The sequence below is a fragment of the Roseibium sp. FZY0029 genome (assembly GCF_036350355.1).
Lineage (GTDB): Bacteria > Pseudomonadota > Alphaproteobacteria > Rhizobiales > Stappiaceae > Roseibium.
The window spans coordinates 603,909-622,144 of the sequence record NZ_JAZDVZ010000005.1 but is presented as its reverse complement, the minus strand read 5'-3'; the positions used below and the strand labels follow the sequence as shown (position 1 = coordinate 622,144).

Sequence of the window (18,236 nt, the reverse complement as noted above, 5' to 3'; positions counted from 1 at the left end):
GCGTCTATTTTTATGCGATACGGTACATAAAATGAGTTTGTAATGGAGACGTGCTTGAAAATGCAAGGAAACAAAGCAGACATGGGGACATTGGCCTGGGGAAGACGGCAGGGTGAATTTAGCAAGGGCCGGCTGACCAAGGCCGAAAAACTGAAAGTTCTCTCCAACCTGGGCCGGATGGGCATGCTGGAAGCGTTGGATGTTCTGAAAGGAAGGCTCGGGCTTATCAACGCCTACGGCACAGACCTGGAGGGATTACAGCCACCAGAAACGGCATTGGTCCGGGATGCCATTGATTTTGCGGATGAAGTGCAAAACCTGGACCTCATGCGACATAGTTGGCGGACGTATTACTTCGGTATGTTGCTCGGTGGTTTTCAGAAGCTCACCGTCGACCGGGAAATTCTCTTTTGTGCCGCAATACTGCATGACGTTGGCTTGGCCTTCGGCCGAAGCAGTGAACCGAGGGACTGTTGCTTCGTGGTTCATGGCGCCGAGCGATGCCAGCACCATCTGATTGGCAAGGGACATGACCGGGCCAAGGTGCACCGGATTGCCGATGCCATCGGACTTCACCTCAATGGATACGTGTCCGAAAGGACTTACGGTGCTGAAGCCCATCTTCTTTCTCGCGGGGCAATGTGTGACGTGTTCGGAATGGGGCGGAGACGGGTTGCGCCGGAGGTTCGCAAGGACATCACCACACGACATCCGAAAGGAAATCTTGCCGACGCTCTGGAGATCTGGCCCCGCCATCACCTACCTGGAACACGCGCGGACTTTCTGATTAGGTTCGAGGCCTCTCGCAAGTAGCCGGCAAGGGTATCAAGACAGCGTCTACCAGGGGCGCGATTTTTGATAGATGCAACCCGGGAACAGCAAATGGCGAGTATTTTTCTTTGACAGGTTGTACTGCCTTTCCGCCTCGGGGAAGATTCGTGGATTGCTATTTACTGCCCTAAAAACAGCTGAAAGTGGGGAATTAGGTAATTATTCCGATCCACTTTTTCAGTGTCGCCCGATGTGACATTGTCACTATATCGTACGTAAACCTACAATTTATGGTTTATTTAGAATTATCGGGTGACCCTTGGTCAGTTTCTGTCAAGGTGATGTGTGATGAGCGACCAGGAATACGATTTCGATACCCGTTTAAAATTTGCCCAGATTGACCAGGCGACAATCGAAACTCTCGGAAAGCTCTGGCCCGTGATCGAACCGGTGCTGGATGATGTGCTGGCAGGGTTCTATGAACACATCAAGAAACAGCCGAACCTTGCAGCTCTGGTCGGATCGCATCAGCCTCGGCTGGTTTCGGCGCAAAAGGGTCACTGGAAGAAACTGTTCACATCGGGCTTCGATCAGGGCTATCAGCAGAGCATCAATCAGATCGGACATGTGCATTGCCGCATCGGCCTTGAGCCGCGCTGGTACATCGCGGGATACCTGTATGTCCTGCGTCATCTCCACGCGCATTTGATACGCAAGTACAGACGGTCCTTTCAGAACCTCACTGTCTTGTTGAACGACGTTACAGCCGCTGTCTTTCTTGACATGGATCTCGCGATTTCGACCTATGAAGAGGAGCTCCTTCTCGAACGTGCGGCACAAACGGAACGTTTGAACAAGGCCATCGAAAAATTCCAGAAAAGTGTCCAGAGGCCACTCGCTGATGTTGAAGACGGCGCACGCAGTGTCGCAGGTGAGGCAGAACATCTGACGAGCGTGTCGCAGACCGCCAGAAGCCAGGTTGAAAATGCCGGCCATGTCTCGAAAGATTCCAGCGTGAGCGTGCAAACCGTGGCTTCGGCCACCGAGGAACTCTCCAGCTCCATTCAGGAAATTTCCAAACAGATTTCCGGCGCGTCCCGCATCGCAAGCCAGGCAGCTGGCGGGACCGAACAGTCGAGCCTTCAGGTCGCGAGCCTGGCAGGTGCCGCACAGAAGATTGGCGATGTGATCGGACTTATCCAGGCGATTGCCGAGCAGACCAATCTGCTGGCCCTCAACGCCACGATTGAGGCAGCCCGCGCCGGGGATGCCGGCAAGGGCTTTGCAGTGGTTGCGAGCGAAGTGAAAACCCTGGCGGAGCAGACCGCGAAGGCAACCGAAGAGATCAGCCAGCAGGTCACCGAGATTCAAAGCTCGACCGACAACGCCGTTGCGTCCATCCAGTCAATTTCCGAGGTGGTGAAACAGCTTGACGAAATGACCTCTTCCATTGCTGCAGCCATTGAAGAGCAGGGAGCCGCGACACAGGAAATTTCGCACAGTATCCAGACAGTAGCGTCTGGCACACAAACTCTGGATGAGAACATCAGCGGGGTTGAACAAGCCATCAATGCGACAGATCAGGCCGCCGACAGTCTGCTGACGGCGTCCAGCAGAATGTCGTCGAGCACCAATTCGATTTCAGATGAGATCCGCGACTTCTTCGAAACTTTGAAGACCGGAACCTGAACCGGTTTTCCCCGGCTGTTACTCTGTGCCGGTGACGACATCCGTGTCGTCCCGGCTTCCCCATTCCGCCCAGGAGCCGTCGTACAGCGCGAGATCGCGGACACCCAGAACGGTCAGCGCAAGTGTCAGGATCGCTGCGGTGACACCCGAACCGCAAGACGTTGTAACAGGCTTTTCAAGATCCACCCCAGCTTCCTGAAATGCTTTTGCCAGGTCTTCTTTCGGCAAGAAGGTTCCGTCTTCCGCGATGAGCTTGGTGAACGGCAGATTGAGGGCCGTTGGCATATGTCCCGACTTAAGCCCCGGGCGGGGCTCGGGAGCCTCTCCGGCAAAGCGCTCCGCGGATCTGGCATCCAGGATCTGGCGGGTTCCGTTTGCGATTGTTGAGCAGATATGATCGAGGTCCGCCACCGCACCGTGGTTCAGCCGGGATGAAAAATGGCTTTGAACACGGCGGGGTGTGTCATCGTTGAACGCCCGGCCTTCCGCGCGCCACTTCGGAAATCCACCGTCAAGAACATATACACGCTCGGCGCCCATGCTGCGCAGGGTCCACCAGACACGTGGTGCGGAATAGAAACCGAAATCGTCATAGACGACCAACGTCTGACCATCGCCGATACCCATTTTTCGCATGGTTGACGAAAACACGTGTGGAGCAGGCAGCATGTGCGGCAGGTCCGACGACTTGTCACAAACTTCATTGACGTCGAAAAAGACCGCGCCGGGAATATGGGCGTTCGGATAGACGGGCGGAGCGTCCGGATGTGTAACAGGCGGCATCCAGGCATTGATCACGATCAGATCGGGCGAGGAGAGATGATCGTCCAGCCATTGGGTCGATACGAGAGGATGGTCGGTCATTTGGGCTCCTTAGGTCTCCAGCAAGCCTTTGGACTTGTGCCAGTCCTCGATGGAAAGGTCCGGATAGTGTTGAAAATGAACATGTCCGGGACCGTTCGGCACTTCTATCCAGTCAGGCTTGAACGCCAGCATGATATGGACAATCTCAGGCGGTGTTGGCAAGGGGCTATCGATGGCGCCGGCGTGCGGATGCACTAGCTCCGGCCAACGGGGATCCCAGGCCCAAAGATGAGATCCGCATGCCTTGCAGAAATGACGTTCCCCCGGGCTGATTTCGCCGTCTATCTCGGCGTTGTAGACCGCCTTCGATTCCGCGCCCATCACCTTCAGACTGTCCGCATCTCCCATAAGGTTGATGGCATAGCCGCCGCTGCCCGCCGTCTTCCGGCAAATCGAGCAGTAACAACGCATGTAAGGGTAGGGTGTCCTGCTTTCCACTTCGAAGGAAACGGCACCGCATCTGCAACTACCGGTCAATTTCATTGTTACCTCCTCGATCCGTCCCTCGGTCAATCTGTCAGGCGAATTCGAACACGCCTGTTCTGTTTGCCCTTTTTTTCGATCTTTCCGAGGTCAAGCGCTCCGATTTCGGATGTTCTGGTTACATGGGTGCCGCCGCAAGGCTGCAAGTCAACATCACGACCGACTCTGACCAGTCTGACCTTGCCTGATCCGCGCGGTGGTTTGACCGACATGGTTTTGACCAGACCCGGATTGGCGTCGAGTTCTGCGTCGGTAATCCATTGGGTAGTGACCTCATGGTCTCCGGACGCGAGCGCGTTGAGTTTCTCGGCAAGAGCTTCCCGGTCGATCGTCTCGTCACCCATGTCGAAATCGAGACGGCCTTCCGGATCTCCAATCTGACCTCCGGTAACGGGATAGGGCAGGGCCACGGACAGAAGATGCAAGGCGGTGTGCATACGCATCAACCGGTAGCGCCTTGTCCAGTCGATATGGGCCGTCACACGGGAACCAACGTCGGGCAGGCTCTGTCCTTGAGAGGGAACATGGACAATGGTCTTCTTGTCCTCGTCATAGACAGCCGTAGCAATCTCGAGTTTCGTTCCGTCATCAAGTTCCAGAGCGCCGCTGTCGCCAGGTTGCCCCCCGCCAGTGGCATAAAACACCGTTCTGTCCAGCACGATACCGCCTCGCTCGTTCACACCGATGACCTCAGCTTCACACGTTCTGAGGTAGGCGTCGTCGCGAAACAATGGCGTGGTCATCTTGAACTCCTTGAACTGAAGAGCGTTGAATTGAACAACGATCAGCCTTCCGCGCAAGGTCTATTTGATGGTTCCCAGGGCTTGAAAAATCAACGCCCGCAATCTGTCCGGATTGCGGGCGTCATTCTCGATCGAAAGAAAAGTCAGTCTGCAAAATTCAGGTCGACAAAACCCTCGGACCAGTTCTGGCTGTTTGCTTTTCCCTTTGCATTTGTGAACACCGGCTTGGCCGGGTCCTCACGCGTTACGGTGAAGCAGAGCTTGCCCCAGCCATCGCCGCTCCAGTCTTCGCAATAGTGTGCTGTCCCTTCTATCTCTACAGCTTCCCACGGAATATTCCGGATCTTGTCTCCCTTGACGACAACAACGGCAATTCCGTCGGCGTGGTTGTTCTGCCTGTACTCCGTCACGCCGTCTGGAAAGAACCCGTGGATGGAGTTGCCGGACATCATTTCGTTGATTTCGGCCACAGTAAGGTTGGCAGGATCTGCAAGTGCGGACGTGCTCACGGATAGTGAGGTCAACAAGGACAAGGATAACCACTGCAGGCCTGTTCTCAATTTGAGCATGTTCCCCTCGATTTCGGTGCTTGCTTTTGCGCTAAACCCTTGGTTTCGTTTAAGGGCACCTCGCATCCTGCAACACGGTCGAAAGAAGGCCTGTGAATATCGACGCCAAAATTTCGCCTGAGCCACCTCCTGAGCCTCGGAGAACTGCGGGAGACCCGCGTGTCAACGAGCCGCTCGGCGAAGCTTATTCGGCGTATTGGAACTGGTGGCTGAAACATTTTGTGCATCAGGCAGAGGCGCGGTTTCCGGATGTTTATGCAAGGTGCACTGAGCAGGAACCTGATGCCAAGGACGCACTGTCCCGCATCGGCATGCTCTACGAGGCGCGCGGATGTGCGGCGGTCTTCGGTCTGGCGCGTTCGCTCGGGCGACCTGCCGGGTTCGATGTGATCAGTCATCTTCTGACCAGTGCACAGAGTGTCGCAGGCCTGGTCCACAGATGGTCGGGTGTTCTGGCGTTGCAGTCGTCCATACGCTTTGAAGAAAGATTTGCCAGACAGGAATTCATTGTTGCCGATCAGCGCAAGTCGCTGGTCCTGTCTCCCTACAAGGTGCGCCCGGCGAACGAAAAACCCTTTGGACCGGCAATGCTGGCCGGGGTCGCCGCAGGAACGCTGGAAAGCGCCGGTGTGCGTATTCAGGGTATCTGGTCCGTAACCCGTGGAGGCGCTTCATATCCGATTTACCGGTTCGGCACCTTTCTTGGAGAGGGAATAGACTTCGACAGCGATATCCTGATCGTTCTGTCGGAAGATACACCCGGGCTAAATAGAGACGTCGGTTTGATGCCACCTGCTCGGAGCCTTTCCTTCTGCCATCTGCTGAACAGGCAATCGAGCGCTGGTGGGCACCGGCTTCTGGAAAGGGTTGTCGGCAGTCTTGAAAGGTCCGAGGGCGAGCACCCCGGCTTGACGTCCACAGCCGCCGAAATCGGATTATCTCCAAGAAGCCTTTCCCGCCGACTGACGGAAGCGGGTTTGGGATATGCCAGGCTGGTACGTTTCGTCCGCTTGCGCAAGGCAACGCGCCTCTTGGCGTCCGGCAACTGCTGCCTGGATGACGTAGCTTACCAGGCTTCCTATTCGGATCGGCATCACATGAGCCGGGACTTCCGCAAGATGGCGCAACTCACCCCGGCAGGCCTCAGAGAGTTGCTTGCACGCTAGAAAATGCTGCCAGAGCCTGACAGATCAAAGTTCGACGAAATACATAAAGGATCATTCGTTTGCCTTGGCCACAAGAAGCTTCAGGGCGAAGGTCCCCATGATGCCGGCAAAGGCCCAGTCGAAGGCACGCATGAATTTGGGTGAAGTCTTCAAAAAACGAGCAAAGGCGCTGGCGCCAAGAACCATCGCAGTGCAGATCGGCATGCCGAGCGCGACGAAGTAGAAGCCGAGGAACATAAGTTTACCCCTCGCGTGCGGATCGCTCGCGCTCACGAATTGAGGCAGAAAGGTCACGAAAAAGAGGACAATCTTGGGGTTGAGAATGTTGATCCCAAGTGCCTGTAACCAGACCCTGTGAAAGGGCTGCCTCTTTGTGGAAGCTGCCTGGAGTGACAGGCTTGACCCATTTCTGACAGCCTGGACGGCCAGCCAGATCAGATAGGCCGCGCCGACGATTTTTAATGCGGCAAATGCAATCGTTGAAGCCGAGAGCAGAGCCGAAACGCCGATGGCTGCGAGAACGGTGTGCACGACCAATCCGCAAGTGGCTCCCAACACGGCAGCAAGCCCGGCGCGGCGCCCTTGTGTCAGGGTCTTGCTCATGAACAGCGTCATGTCTGGTCCAGGTGTTAGCGCCAGAACCAGCGCGGCTGCTGTGAACGCAAGCAGGGTCGTGTCGTCCGGTATGTAAGCCATGGGTTGCAGATGCCGGTAAAGTTGTTCTGACAGATATTTAAATCATTCACCTCAGGGTCACCAGCAGGGACCGCTTCCGTTCGGCGCATTTACTGAGGACACTCGGAATGGGGATGTGCCTGGTCACCTGGCAGCAGTTCGCTTCTACCTGTTTTAAAGGATCGGAGACAAAAGCCGCGCGCCCTGGGCCAACACGCGGAAAACATAGCTGCGGGACTGAAACGCGTCGGGCCAGGTCAGGCGTGAGTTCTGGAAGTCGGCCTCCAGCATGCGTTCGACATTGCCGATCGTACGTGGATGGGTGAACCAGAGAGTCAGCTCAAAATTGATCTGGAAAGACCTGTTGTCGAAATTCACCGTGCCGATGGAAACGAGTTCATCGTCCATGAGAGTGACTTTTTGGTGCAGGAAGCCGTCAATATAACGGTAGACCTTAACCCCCCGCTGCACCAGCGTGTCTTCATAGGCATGACTCGCCAGCCAGACGGTCCAGTGGTCGCGCTTTTCCGGCATTAGAACGCGCACGTCCACACCGCGCATGGCGGCAGAACAGAGCGCCGTCTGGATATCGAGTGAGGGAACCAGATACGGCGTCGTGATCCAGAGCCGTTTGCGTGCCCGGGCCGCCGTTTCGACGAAAGCCAGTGCGCATTCTTCAAGCTTGTCTGCGGGCCCGGTTGGCATGACCAGCACGGCTTCGTCGCCGGGCATCGGAATCTCGCCGACCTGGGGAAGGTCGATGCGTTCGCCGCTCGCCCAGAGCCAGTCTTCCACGAAGGAAAGGGCGCAGGCGACCGCGGCTGGTCCCTCGACACGCACGTGCGTATCGCGCCAGTGCCCAAACCAGTTGTCCCGGCCGACATACTGGTCCGCAACGTTATGACCGCCGACAAATGTTACCCGGTAGTCAACGACAACGAGCTTGCGGTGATTGCGATAGTTCAGGCGCATCGGCCCGAGCAGGCGCAGAAACTTGTGGTTTTCGTTGAACCCGCAAACCTTGACGCCGGCAGCCTTCAGGCGGGACAGATAATCCTTCGAGAGAGAATGGCTGCCAACATCATCATAGAGGAAATAGACCGTGATCCCGTCCTTGGCACGGGCAATCAACGCGTCTGCCATTTCACGCCCAAGTTCGTCGTCATGAATGGCGAAGAACTGAAAGAAGATGACGTTTCTGGCCTTCGCAATCTCATCCTTTATGGCGCTAAAGGTGGCATCGCCATCTATCAGAAGATCTGTCTTGTTGCCGGCCATGAAGGGCACGCCGGCGACGCGTGACAGAACCGGCCAGTCTCTTGTTTCCACGTGATCGGTCAGGCCAAGCTCATCAGCACGCCTGGCGCGCTCCGCACGACCAAGGGTCGCCTGGATTTTTTCATAGTCGGAAAAGGACCGCCACCCAAACACGAAATAGAGCGGCACTGTGAGATACGGCATGAAAAACAGGGACAACAACCAGGCGACAGATCCCTGGGATGTCCTTGAATTCATGACCTCGCGAACCGCACAGATACCTGCGGTCACATACATGATCGCGACAAATGCCGCGACCAGTCCGAGATTGTTTGCCATGACGTCCAGAACACCGGCATCGGTAACGGCATCGCGAATGACCGCTTCGGCAGCATCTCCGCCTTGTGCCAGTGCTTGTTCTCCCGAACTCATGAAATGTCACCCCCCGGTGTTGATGCGTCAGGCGAACGGAGGCTCGATCGTGACCCTGCGTTCCAGCCATTCGGGAACGGGCAGATTTTTCGACCTGAGAAAGTCCGGATTGTAGAGCTTCGACTGGTAGCGGGTTCCGTGGTCGCACAGGATGGTCACGATCGTCTTGCCTGGACCGAGTTCGCGCGCAAGACGTCGTGCGCCTGCAAGGTTGATCGCTGAAGATCCTCCCAGCAGGAGACCTTCCTTCTCGGCAAGGTCGAAGACCAGCGGCAGGGCCTCTTCGTCCGGAATGGTGTAGGCGTGATCTATCTTCAGGTCGCCCACGATCGGTGTGCTGCGGCCAAGCCCGATGCCTTCGGACACGGACCCGCCTTCAGACGCAACGGCCTTGCCTGTCGTGAAGAGCGATTGCATTGCAGCACCGCGCGGGTCGGCACAGCCGATGACAACACCGGGCTTGTTTTCCTGAAGATAGGTAGAAACACCGGCCAGCGTACCGCCGGAGCCGACGGCGCAGATGAAGCCATCAACACGGCCGCCCGTTTGCGCCATGATTTCAGGACCGGTCGTCACGAAATGGGCTTTGCGGTTGTCCAGATTGTTCCACTGGTCCGCAAAGATGACGCCGTTGGCTTCCGTTTTTGCCATTTTTTCGGCAAGGCGGCGGGCTACGTGCTGGTAGTTGTTGGGATCGGAAAAAGGTTTTGCTGGAACTTCGACAAGTTCGGCACCGCAAAGGCGCAACATGTCCTTCTTTTCCTGGCTTTGTGTTTCCGGAATGACGATCACGGTCCGGTAGCCACGCGCACTGGCGACAAGCGCAAGGCCAATGCCTGTGTTGCCTGCCGTGCCTTCAACAATCACACCGCCAGGTTTCAGCTCCCCGCGGGCCTCGGCTTCAAGAATCATCTGCCGGGCAGGGCGGTCCTTGACCGATTGCCCCGGGTTCATGAATTCGGCCTTGCCGAGGATTTCGCAGCCCGTTTCCTCGGACAGCGCTTTCAGGCGGATGAGGGGCGTGTTTCCGATTGCATCGACAACAGAAGCGGACACAGACATTTATTCTTTCCCGGCTGATCTGGTCCGGTGGTACTGACCGGACAGAAGAAATCTGATGAGCCCCGGACGCTAAAGGTCTGAAGGGCCTTGATCAAGGTCGCAATGTAAGGGTTCAAAGGGCGATTGCCAGCACCAGAAGACAATCAGGTTTACTTTTCCCTCTGACGTCAAAAACGCGCCATCAGTTGTTCCGGCCAACCTGCTTACTAAAATTCTATTTCCAACAATTCTGTTGTATTTATTGATCCGAATTTTGTTGCCTGTCGTAAGGCCGATAGGGCAATTTAGGATGCTGAAGCAAAATGAGAGCGGTAATGGAAAAAAACGTGACCGGTATGGACGAGTTACTGGCAGGCTATGCCGCCGGAACCTTGACCTATCCGGCGCAGGCACTTGTCGGCGCTCATCTCGAGATGAGCGACTGTAACAGGTCCTATGTCAGTTCACTCGAAACACTTGCCGGGTTCGAACTTGAAGAAGCCGAGCCGGTTTCAATTTCCAACCGGGATGCAGTTCTGGAATCTATCCTGGATGGCCCGATCGGTGATCTGAACGACAATCAACCTTCCGCCAAGGTGGGCGGTGGCGCTGCCGCTGTTCCCGAATCGCTTCGGTCGATTATCGGCTCCTCCATGGAGCAGCTACCCTGGAAAACGCTTCTGCCAGGTGTGAAGGAATGCAAACTCGGCGAGATAGACGGCTGTGCCAGCAGCCTTCTGTGGGTGCGGGCAGGTCGTGCGATGCCGTCTCATACACACCATGGCACCGAGTTGACGCTGGTCCTCAAAGGCGGCTTCAAGGATGAGGACGGCCACTACGTGGCGGGAGACGTGGCCTTTGCCGATGGAGACATCGACCACAAACCGGTGGCCGATGAAGGCGAGGATTGTATCTGTTTCGCGGTTACCGCGGGCCGCTTGCAGTTGACCGGACCCGTCGGCCGTTGGTTCGCTCCATTCATCCGCTGAAAAACAATCCAACTTCCGGTCTGCTTGCGTAGAAGGGCAAACAGACCCGGAGACTGAATTGCCCAAGACAAATTATGTCGCCAAACCCGACCACGGATGCGCCTGGGTAACCGGCGCCAGTTCCGGCATTGGCCGGCAACTTGCGCTTGACCTCGCCCGTTCTGGATGGACCGTTGTTGCGACAGCGCGTTCGGAAGAGGAATTGGCCGAACTGGAAACCCAGTCAGAAGCGTTGCCAGGCACCATTCATGCATTGCCTGGTGATGTGACGAAGACAGACCTGATGGCCGGTCATGTAGAAAAGATCGTTCAGAACTACGGCGGGCTGGCCCTTCTGGTGGCCAATGCAGGAGTTTACCTGCCGCAGGATGGTCTTGATGCAGACGTTGAAGCATTTCGCAAGAGCTTTGACGTCAATCTCATGGGCACCGTCAACGTGCTTCTGCCGGCTATTGCGGCCATGAAGGCTGCAGGAAGAGGGCAGATCGCAGTGGTCGCATCAGTGGCGGGATACGGCGGTTTGCCGACTTCGGCCGCGTATGGCGCAACCAAGGCAGGTCTGACCAATCTGGTTGAATCGCTGAAATTCGATCTCGACCTGGCCGGTATTCGAATTCAGGTGATCAATCCCGGCTTTGTGGATACGCCCGCGACAGAGTCGAATCCGTTCCCGATGCCTTATCTGATGTCGCCTGAGGAAGCCGTGAAGGAAATCAGGAAAGGCCTGTCGCACCCTAGCCGGTTCGAAATTGCCTTTCCGCGCAAATTTGTCCTGCAGCTCAAGCTCTTGCAGTGCTTGCCTTACAGCGCCTATTTCGCGCTCGTCGCCCGCTCAACAGGCTGGAACAAAAAACAGGCCGGATAGTTCCGGCCTGTTGGCATGTGAGGTTTTGAGATGAAGGCCAGCCAGATCAGCTGGACTTCACGTAAACCATCTGGCGAACGTCAATATTGCCTGACCGGAAACCGGCTTCGCAATAATGGAGATAGAACTCCCAGAGGCGCTTGAAACGTTCGTCAAAGCCCAGTGGGCTGATCCTCGGCCAGGCCTGCCGGAACCTCTGTCGCCATTCGGCAAGCGTGCGCGCGTAGTCCTGCCCAAAGATTGTCTGGTCCATAAGGTCAAGACCAAGCGACTTGCCGATTTCCGCCAGACGGCCGGGAGGCGGCAGCATGCCGCCGGGAAAGATGTAGCGCTGAATGAAATCCGTGCCTCTGCGGTAATCGTCGAACATCTTGTCCTGGATCGTGATGATCTGAAGACCCGCCTTGCCACCTGGCTTCAGGCATCTCGACAATTGACGGAAATAGGTCGGCCAGTATTTCTCGCCGACGGCCTCGAACATTTCGATGGAGGCTATCCTGTCGAAGACGCCGTTTTCGTCCCGATAATCCTGAAAGACCACTTCGACCTTGTCGTTGAGACCGGCCTTGTAGATCCGTTCACGCGCATAGTCGAACTGTTCCTGAGAGATGGTCAAAGCGCGCACATTTGCGCCGACCGATTTTGCGACATATTCGGCAAAACCGCCCCAGCCACAGCCGATTTCAAGAACCCTGTGATCCGCCTGGATGCCGGTTTGCCGAACCAGAGAGGCGTATTTTTCAGTTTGTGCCTGCTCCAGGTCATTGGTCTCGTTGCTGTAGATCGCCGAAGAATAGGTCATCGAGGGATCGAGCCATTCCCGGTAGAAAGCATTGCCGAGATCGTAGTGGGCGGAAATATTGCGCTTCGATCCGCGTTTTGTATTTGAATTCAGCCAATGTCGGACAGACATGAGAAAGCGCGTGAACGGCTTTCCCTGGAGAGCCTCCAGAGTCGATTCCTGGTTGATACAGAAAACTTCGAGAAATGTTGTTACATCCGGCGATGACCAGTACCCGGCCATGAACGCTTCGCCGACGCCGACGTCGCCAGCCTGAACGACCATCCGAAAGAACGCCCAATTGTGGATTTTTAGAACACCATGCGGGCCGGCTTCCTGCCCCTTGATGTGAAACCTTCGACCGTCCGGAAATTGGACTTCGAGCGATCCGTAGCGGATCTTGAGCGCAAGGCCAGCCGCCATTTTGGCGAGGCGGGGTGTTCCCTTCAACTCCGCACGGAAGTTGTCCTTGGTCAGAACAATCGGCTCACTCATAGCAGAACCTCTTGAAATGTCAGTTGTTTGTAACCGGCAGAACATTGCCTGCCTGCCTTTTCGACCCGTCGTTCCCTGCGTCCATTGTGGGTCTAGCGTGAAATGGTACACGCTTGCGCCAGATTTTAAAGGCTTCCCAATGGATAGCGCCAATGACCTTGTAAGTCAGGAGAGGCACCCGCAGACACGCCCGAAGGATGGCCTTGCTGGTCAGGGGGGAATGTGTTCCGGAAAAGGTCGCGGACAGCAGTGGGCCTTCCGTATCCTTTTCCAGGATACGCACCCGGACTGTATTTCCCGGGGGCAACATGCGGAAGAAATAGTGTTGTTCCATGCTGATGAAGGGAGACACGTAAAACAGCTTCTTCTGGTCCTGTCGAATGCCGGCGTCACTGGACTGACTGCTGAGAACCGGGGCGACATAAGTGTGCAAACCGCCAAACGTGTTTCGCACCTCGTAAACGAGGGCAATCAACCGGTTCGACCGGTCATAGGCGTAATAAACACTGAGGGGGTTGAAGCCGTAGCCCAGCATCCGCGGATAGGCGAGCAGCATAATGCGCGCCGGTGCTTCAAGGCCTTCCTTGGCAAGAAGTTCGTTGACGTAAGGCCGAAGATCCGCCCCGTCTCTCGGCCCGTGGTCCTTCTGGTGAAACGACAGAAGATTGAACCGGTTGACCGAAAAAAACAGGCTGGATCGTGCGGCTTCGTCCAGACGATCCAGATCAAGCAGAACCGAGAAGACCTTGTAGGAAAACCTGTGCTCACGCGGCTTCATGCGGTGATGCATGACCGTGCCCGTGAACAGGGACGCTGCGGAGTTGGGCGGCGGTCCATTGTCGTTCAGGCGATTGCTCGGCCTTGCCTTCATTCGGCAGCCTCCAGATAGGTGCCAGCATCGGTTTCCCTGTCCCAGGGGAGGCGCGCACCAAGCGCTCTGGCAACATCCAGGCCGGACGACAATCCGTCTTCATGGAAACCATGTCCGCGCCAAGCGCCGCAAAACCAGGTGTTGTTGACACCCTGAATTTCCCCGAGGCGGGTCTTGGCCTGCTGGGCTGCCGCATCAAACTGGGGGTGATCATAAACATATTTCGCAAATGTGCAGTCTTCACGCGGCGGGGCGTAAGGGTTCAAAGTCACGAAGACCGGCTTCGAATGATCGAAATTCTGCAGCCGGTTCATCCAGTAGCTGACGGTTACGTCCCGGGTTTCACCTGCTTCGCGGTCGGACATGTAGTTCCAGGAAGCCCAGACCTTCTTGCGCTTGGGCATGAGGGCCTCATCCCGGTGCAAATAAACCTCGTTTGGACGATACCGGATAGACCCCAGAATCTCGCGTTCCTGCGGGGAGGGATCGCCCAGCATGGAGAGGCTCTGGTCCGTATGGCTTGCAAGGATCACGTGGTCGAAAACGTCCTGATGACCGGATTCGTCGCGCACAAGAACCTGGCCGTTTTGCCGTAGGATTTCGGCGACCGGTTTGCCAAGTCTGATTTTGCCGTGAAGGGGCGCCAGCAGCTTTTCGACGTAGTTGCGGCTGCCGCCGGAAATGGTCCGCCACAGTGGGCGGTCGAAGGACAGGAGACGGTGGTTTTCGAAAAAAGCGACGAAGCTTTCAGCCGGGTAGTCGCGCATCTCATTGATCGGCGTCGACCAGATCGCAGCTCCCATCGCAAGCAGATAATCGTTTATGAAACCGGCAGAGTACCGCTCGCGTTCCAGATAGCTTCCAAGTGTTTCCGTGCTCAGGCGGCCGGCCTTCAGGTCTTCGACAGCCTTATTGTTGAACCGGAAAATATCGCGCAACATGCGCAGGAACCTCGGAGACACGAGGTTGCGCCTCTGCGCGAAGACCGAGTTCAGAGAATGTCCCGACCATTCGAGTTTGCCGTTGTCCGCGGACAAGGCAAAGCTCATGTCGCTTATTTCATTTGCTACACCAAGATGGTCGAGCAGGGCGGTGAAGTTCGGATAATTGAGTTCGTTGTAGACGATGAAACCTGTGTCCACCGATACCTGGACACCATCATAGTCGATATCGGCCGTGGCGCTGTGGCCGCCGGGGCGCTCGCGCTTTTCGTAAAGAACAACGTCATGAAGATCGTTGAGGGCCCAGGCTGCACTGTTTCCGGAAATTCCGGAGCCGATTACGGCAATCCGCATGTCTTATCCTTCGGCGCGTCGCTGTTAGCGTGGAAAACCTGTTCTCTTGTCTGGTTTTCCAGTTGATATGCAGCGGTTACGCCTCGGCGAAATAGGCGGATCACATAGAACGATGAATTTTCTGGATTATTTTTGACGACACACTCAAAACAGGGCTTCTGCAGACGGCCTCAGGTTCATCGGTACCTAAAACTGGCGGCGAAAATCTACGTTCAAGCTAAGCTTGCCCGACGAAAGCCGGGCAAGCAGCCAAACAAGTTGCATGTCAGCAATATATTCCGGCCACTTTGCAAATCAGGCCTGAATAGTATCGACGATCCAGTTCCAGGCGATCTGAACGCGTGTTCTGGCAGCGTCAAAAAAGGCAACAACCTTCTGCCACACAAAGTCGCCGAAATCTGCAACCTGCAGCATGGTGCCACGTTTTTGCGTCGGTTCCTGACCGGTTTCGATCAGTTCGATCGTGGTCGCATCTGCACCTTCATTGACCACACGACGTGTGACTGTAAGAGTGCCTTCGTTGACCAGTCTGGACTCATCCTTGCCTGCGACGACTGTATCCTGATCCATGGAGCGAACGACAACGGCCCGACCATCTGGCAGCAGATGGGTTTCGTTGGTATTCACTTCACTGTCGTAGATCACTTCGCCAAAGGAATCGATCAGTTCTACCCAGATCGTTTTCCGGCCTTCTAGTTCAATTTCGCCCACCCAAATAGTGAGCTCACTTTCCAGCGGATCGGCCTGATCCTGTGACGCTGACGCGACTGTGACCGCAAGGCGATCCTCAGGCAACGTGATCGTTTCCTGAGGCAATGGGGCCGCAGCAGCGCTTCCCGCCAAGGCTAAGATAAGGCCAAGCGCAAGAGTTCCTGCTCTGGTATTCCGTTGCATGTACGCCTCCCAAGGCTAATACAACTTTTCCTACCGCGCGTGGGGTCTTTGAACGGTGGTCCTTGATAGGACTTTTTGGTCTTCCGCGCTTTTGCGCCCCATTCGTGCGGTCACGATTTTGCCATTATCGCACCACAATCTCCCGAATGCGTGTAACAAAGATCACAAATTCGGGCATTTTCAGTTACATTTCGGTAATAAGTGTGGTCTGACCACTGAAGTTCAAGGCCTATCACTGGTTTGTGAACACTTAGGCATCGTAAAAACTGACAATATACGCAGAGGAAGTTTGTTGACTGTTGTATCTTTGTCGTAGGTTTTCGACGATTTCGAACACTTGCCCGCATTTGTATTGAGCCGGCTTGGACGGCTTTTCAGATGTCTGCGACTGGTAAAGCAGCCCATCGATTTATCAATCCGCCAAACCCGCATCTCAAACAAAAACTCCACCGGGTGTGACCAGGTGGAGTTTTTCGGGATCTGCACAGTCGATGGGGCACGTGCTTTTGTCCCTTGGGACCAATTCTGTATAATTTCAGGCTGTTTTTGTTTGCCCGTTGAGCAGCCTGCCGAACTTGGTCCGGAGGCTTGAAATTGGTCATGTCGTAAATTGATACTGACCGGCAATTCACATTCAACCTTGGCAAAAGTAACTATGAGGGTGCATACAGCGGCGCCTTCAGGCTTAAGATCCTACCTAAGGCTATGATAGATTTGAGAAATGTATCCATATGCGAATGTTATGAATTAAATTCGATGTTGAAATTAATGCGCATAAAAATTTGCGAATGCTTTATTTTTAAATAATAGAGGTCCATCTCCCTGCGCACCTATAGAGTTTGAGGGGCAGTGCTCTCCTTTTTACCTTACGTATACGATACCTGGTCAATCGTGGTTTGTGATCGTGTCGGAGCCGGGCTCTGCCCGGGATGACAACCAGGCAAGTGGGCGCCATTCGACGGAGTGTTGAAAAGGATAGCATGGAACCTGCCGGTACCTGTTTTCGAGCCTTTCTATATCCTGGTTGACGGCGCCATCGGTAAGAGCCATTCGGGCAGGATTGGCAATCGGGGCCAGCTCCGGCGACAGATATCCGGACTTGACGATCAGGTATCTGACCGTCGACGGCTCGATACCAAACCGTCGAAAGTCGTCAAGATAATGGAAAGGGCGTCTGTGTTCCGTCAGGATCACCTTGTTGCCAGCAACTTCAACCAGAACCTCACGGGTATGATCTGAGCGACTGCCGGTCCTTGCCAGCAGGACCACGTCGCAGGTAACTGCCGGGCATGTGCTGCCAAGTGCACCACCGATTTTCAGGTAGGCTTGAGAACCATCGGTCAGTTCCCATAGTTTTTCCACCGAGGCCGGGTCTGCAATGCCGGCAAATACACCACCAGTCAAACCCTGATCCAGCCAAGCGGCCAGGACATCTGACCTGTCTCCCACACCACCACCAGTCGGATTGTCGCCGCTGTCTGCAAGGATGAAGGGGCGCGAAGTCGTGGATTTTGCATCTTCCAGACATCGATCCAGGGGCTTGGTGGCGACGCCAAAGACGAAATCCTGGCGCGCGGACCAGTAATCCGTTGCAATTTCAATCGCTGCCTTTTGAATGGCCGACCGATCTGTGCCCGTTACCACGGCGGCAGCCGTTGCTCTGGCGGTATCTGCCCATACGTAGCCCACCATGAGATTGGCATCGGTAATGCCATGTCTTTCATCGTACTTCGGCAGCGTCGCATAAAGCGATCTGGCAGGCTCGTCTTCCGTGCTGGTGCGTTCTCCAGGCAGAAGCGCGGGAATCGGCGCCCAGGCAACATATCTGCGTTGTCCACCACGCAATTGATCAACCAGGTTTGCAGCAGCGCGGCGGTGGGTTTGCGGAACGTCGATATGAGGGGCTGTGCGGTAGGCACTAAAGATGTCGATCTGGTCGACTATGGTTTGCGTTACGTTGCCATGAAGATCGTAACTGACCGCTATTGGAATGCGAGGTCCGACAAGTTGGCGAACAGCCGAGATCCAGTCGCCTTCAGCGTCTTCGAGCCCGACAACGTGCATTGCGCCATGCATGATCAAGAGCAAGCCGTCGAGCGGAAGGCTGACCTCAAGCTCGGCAAGAAAAGCAGATTTGAACGCAGAGTAGCAATCGGCCGTGACCGGGCCACCCGGAATGGATCTTGCGTGGAACAATGGACAAAAAGTGACGTCTGCAAACGGCTCACCATCGACGCCGGCTTGTCTTAGCAAATCCATACCCCGGGCTACCTTGAAGTCAGCCATGGACTGGAGAACCGGCGAATAGGTGCTGCATTCGGTATGAATGCCGCCAACAGCGATTTTCATCTTTTTG

Annotated in this window: 17 protein-coding genes; 5 read left to right on the top strand and 12 right to left on the bottom strand. The window is 55.5% G+C overall.

All coding sequences use genetic code 11. The annotated features are described in order from the left end of the window. Window positions 1-42: 42 nt before the first annotated feature. Window positions 43-813: an HD domain-containing protein gene (locus V1T76_RS17590; RefSeq protein ID WP_330561943.1), complete on the top strand. Its 771-nt coding sequence runs from the start codon at window positions 43-45 to the stop codon at window positions 811-813. A 306-nt stretch (window positions 814-1,119) separates the two neighbouring features. Beyond that, a complete protein-coding gene (locus V1T76_RS17585) occupies window positions 1,120-2,460 on the top strand; it encodes a globin-coupled sensor protein (RefSeq protein ID WP_330561942.1) in 1,341 nt (446 codons plus the stop codon). Window positions 2,461-2,478: 18 nt separating this feature from the next. Here the strand turns inward: V1T76_RS17585 and sseA are convergent, their stop codons facing one another. The 4 genes from sseA to V1T76_RS17565 form a co-directional block, all read right to left on the bottom strand. Then, window positions 2,479-3,324, bottom strand: coding sequence for a 3-mercaptopyruvate sulfurtransferase (gene sseA / locus V1T76_RS17580; RefSeq protein ID WP_330561941.1), 846 nt, complete (start codon window positions 3,322-3,324; stop codon window positions 2,479-2,481). A 9-nt stretch (window positions 3,325-3,333) separates the two neighbouring features. Next, window positions 3,334-3,807, bottom strand: coding sequence for a GFA family protein (locus V1T76_RS17575; RefSeq protein ID WP_330561940.1), 474 nt, complete (start codon window positions 3,805-3,807; stop codon window positions 3,334-3,336). Window positions 3,808-3,833: 26 nt separating this feature from the next. Then, window positions 3,834-4,550 (bottom strand): alanyl-tRNA editing protein, encoded by a 717-nt coding sequence (locus V1T76_RS17570; protein WP_330561939.1) that lies wholly within the window; start codon window positions 4,548-4,550, stop codon window positions 3,834-3,836. A gap of 143 nt (window positions 4,551-4,693) precedes the next feature. Next, window positions 4,694-5,059 carry a hypothetical protein gene (locus V1T76_RS17565; RefSeq protein WP_330561938.1) on the bottom strand — a complete coding sequence of 122 codons (366 nt, stop codon included), beginning with the start codon at window positions 5,057-5,059 and terminating at the stop codon, window positions 4,694-4,696. Window positions 5,060-5,340: 281 nt separating this feature from the next. Between V1T76_RS17565 and V1T76_RS17560 the strand changes: the two genes are divergently transcribed. Next, a complete protein-coding gene (locus V1T76_RS17560) occupies window positions 5,341-6,285 on the top strand; it encodes an AraC family transcriptional regulator (protein ID WP_330561937.1) in 945 nt (314 codons plus the stop codon). A gap of 51 nt (window positions 6,286-6,336) precedes the next feature. Here V1T76_RS17560 and V1T76_RS17555 read toward each other — a convergent pair whose 3' ends face one another. From V1T76_RS17555 to V1T76_RS17545, 3 genes are all read right to left on the bottom strand, one after another. Continuing rightward, entirely contained in the window at window positions 6,337-6,981 is a 645-nt protein-coding gene (locus V1T76_RS17555) for a LysE family translocator (RefSeq protein WP_330561936.1), read from the bottom strand. Window positions 6,982-7,134: 153 nt separating this feature from the next. Continuing rightward, on the bottom strand, window positions 7,135-8,649 hold the full coding sequence (gene cls, locus V1T76_RS17550) for a cardiolipin synthase (protein ID WP_330561935.1): 1,515 nt from the start codon (window positions 8,647-8,649) through the stop codon (window positions 7,135-7,137). Between the two features lie 27 nt (window positions 8,650-8,676). Continuing rightward, on the bottom strand, window positions 8,677-9,711 hold the full coding sequence (locus V1T76_RS17545; protein ID WP_330561934.1) for a cysteine synthase A: 1,035 nt from the start codon (window positions 9,709-9,711) through the stop codon (window positions 8,677-8,679). Between the two features lie 314 nt (window positions 9,712-10,025). Here V1T76_RS17545 and V1T76_RS17540 point away from each other — a divergent pair, with 314 nt between their 5' ends. Together V1T76_RS17540 and V1T76_RS17535 are read left to right on the top strand one after the other, a co-directional pair. Then, window positions 10,026-10,679, top strand: coding sequence for a ChrR family anti-sigma-E factor (locus V1T76_RS17540; RefSeq protein WP_330561933.1), 654 nt, complete (start codon window positions 10,026-10,028; stop codon window positions 10,677-10,679). 58 nt (window positions 10,680-10,737) lie between these two features. Continuing rightward, window positions 10,738-11,544 carry an SDR family NAD(P)-dependent oxidoreductase gene (locus tag V1T76_RS17535; protein WP_330561932.1) on the top strand — a complete coding sequence of 269 codons (807 nt, stop codon included), beginning with the start codon at window positions 10,738-10,740 and terminating at the stop codon, window positions 11,542-11,544. 46 nt (window positions 11,545-11,590) lie between these two features. Here the strand turns inward: V1T76_RS17535 and V1T76_RS17530 are convergent, their stop codons facing one another. The 5 genes from V1T76_RS17530 to V1T76_RS17510 all read right to left on the bottom strand — a co-directional run bounded on the left by V1T76_RS17530 (window position 11,591) and on the right by V1T76_RS17510 (window position 18,229). Further along, complete coding sequence (locus V1T76_RS17530) at window positions 11,591-12,820, bottom strand: cyclopropane-fatty-acyl-phospholipid synthase family protein (protein WP_330561931.1); 1,230 nt, start codon at window positions 12,818-12,820, stop codon at window positions 11,591-11,593. A gap of 19 nt (window positions 12,821-12,839) precedes the next feature. Continuing rightward, window positions 12,840-13,691, bottom strand: a complete 852-nt coding sequence (locus V1T76_RS17525; RefSeq protein WP_330561930.1) for a DUF1365 domain-containing protein — start codon at window positions 13,689-13,691, stop codon at window positions 12,840-12,842. Beyond that, entirely contained in the window at window positions 13,688-14,986 is a 1,299-nt protein-coding gene (locus tag V1T76_RS17520) for an NAD(P)/FAD-dependent oxidoreductase (RefSeq protein WP_330561929.1), read from the bottom strand. Before V1T76_RS17520 ends, V1T76_RS17525 begins: the two co-directional genes overlap by 4 nt. Window positions 14,987-15,280: 294 nt before the next feature. Then, window positions 15,281-15,880 (bottom strand): hypothetical protein, encoded by a 600-nt coding sequence (locus tag V1T76_RS17515; RefSeq protein ID WP_330561928.1) that lies wholly within the window; start codon window positions 15,878-15,880, stop codon window positions 15,281-15,283. An 885-nt stretch (window positions 15,881-16,765) separates the two neighbouring features. After that, the gene (locus tag V1T76_RS17510; RefSeq protein ID WP_330561927.1) at window positions 16,766-18,229 is read right to left on the bottom strand and encodes a M81 family metallopeptidase; all 1,464 of its coding nucleotides are present in this window, start codon (window positions 18,227-18,229) and stop codon (window positions 16,766-16,768) included. Window positions 18,230-18,236: the final 7 nt, after the last annotated feature.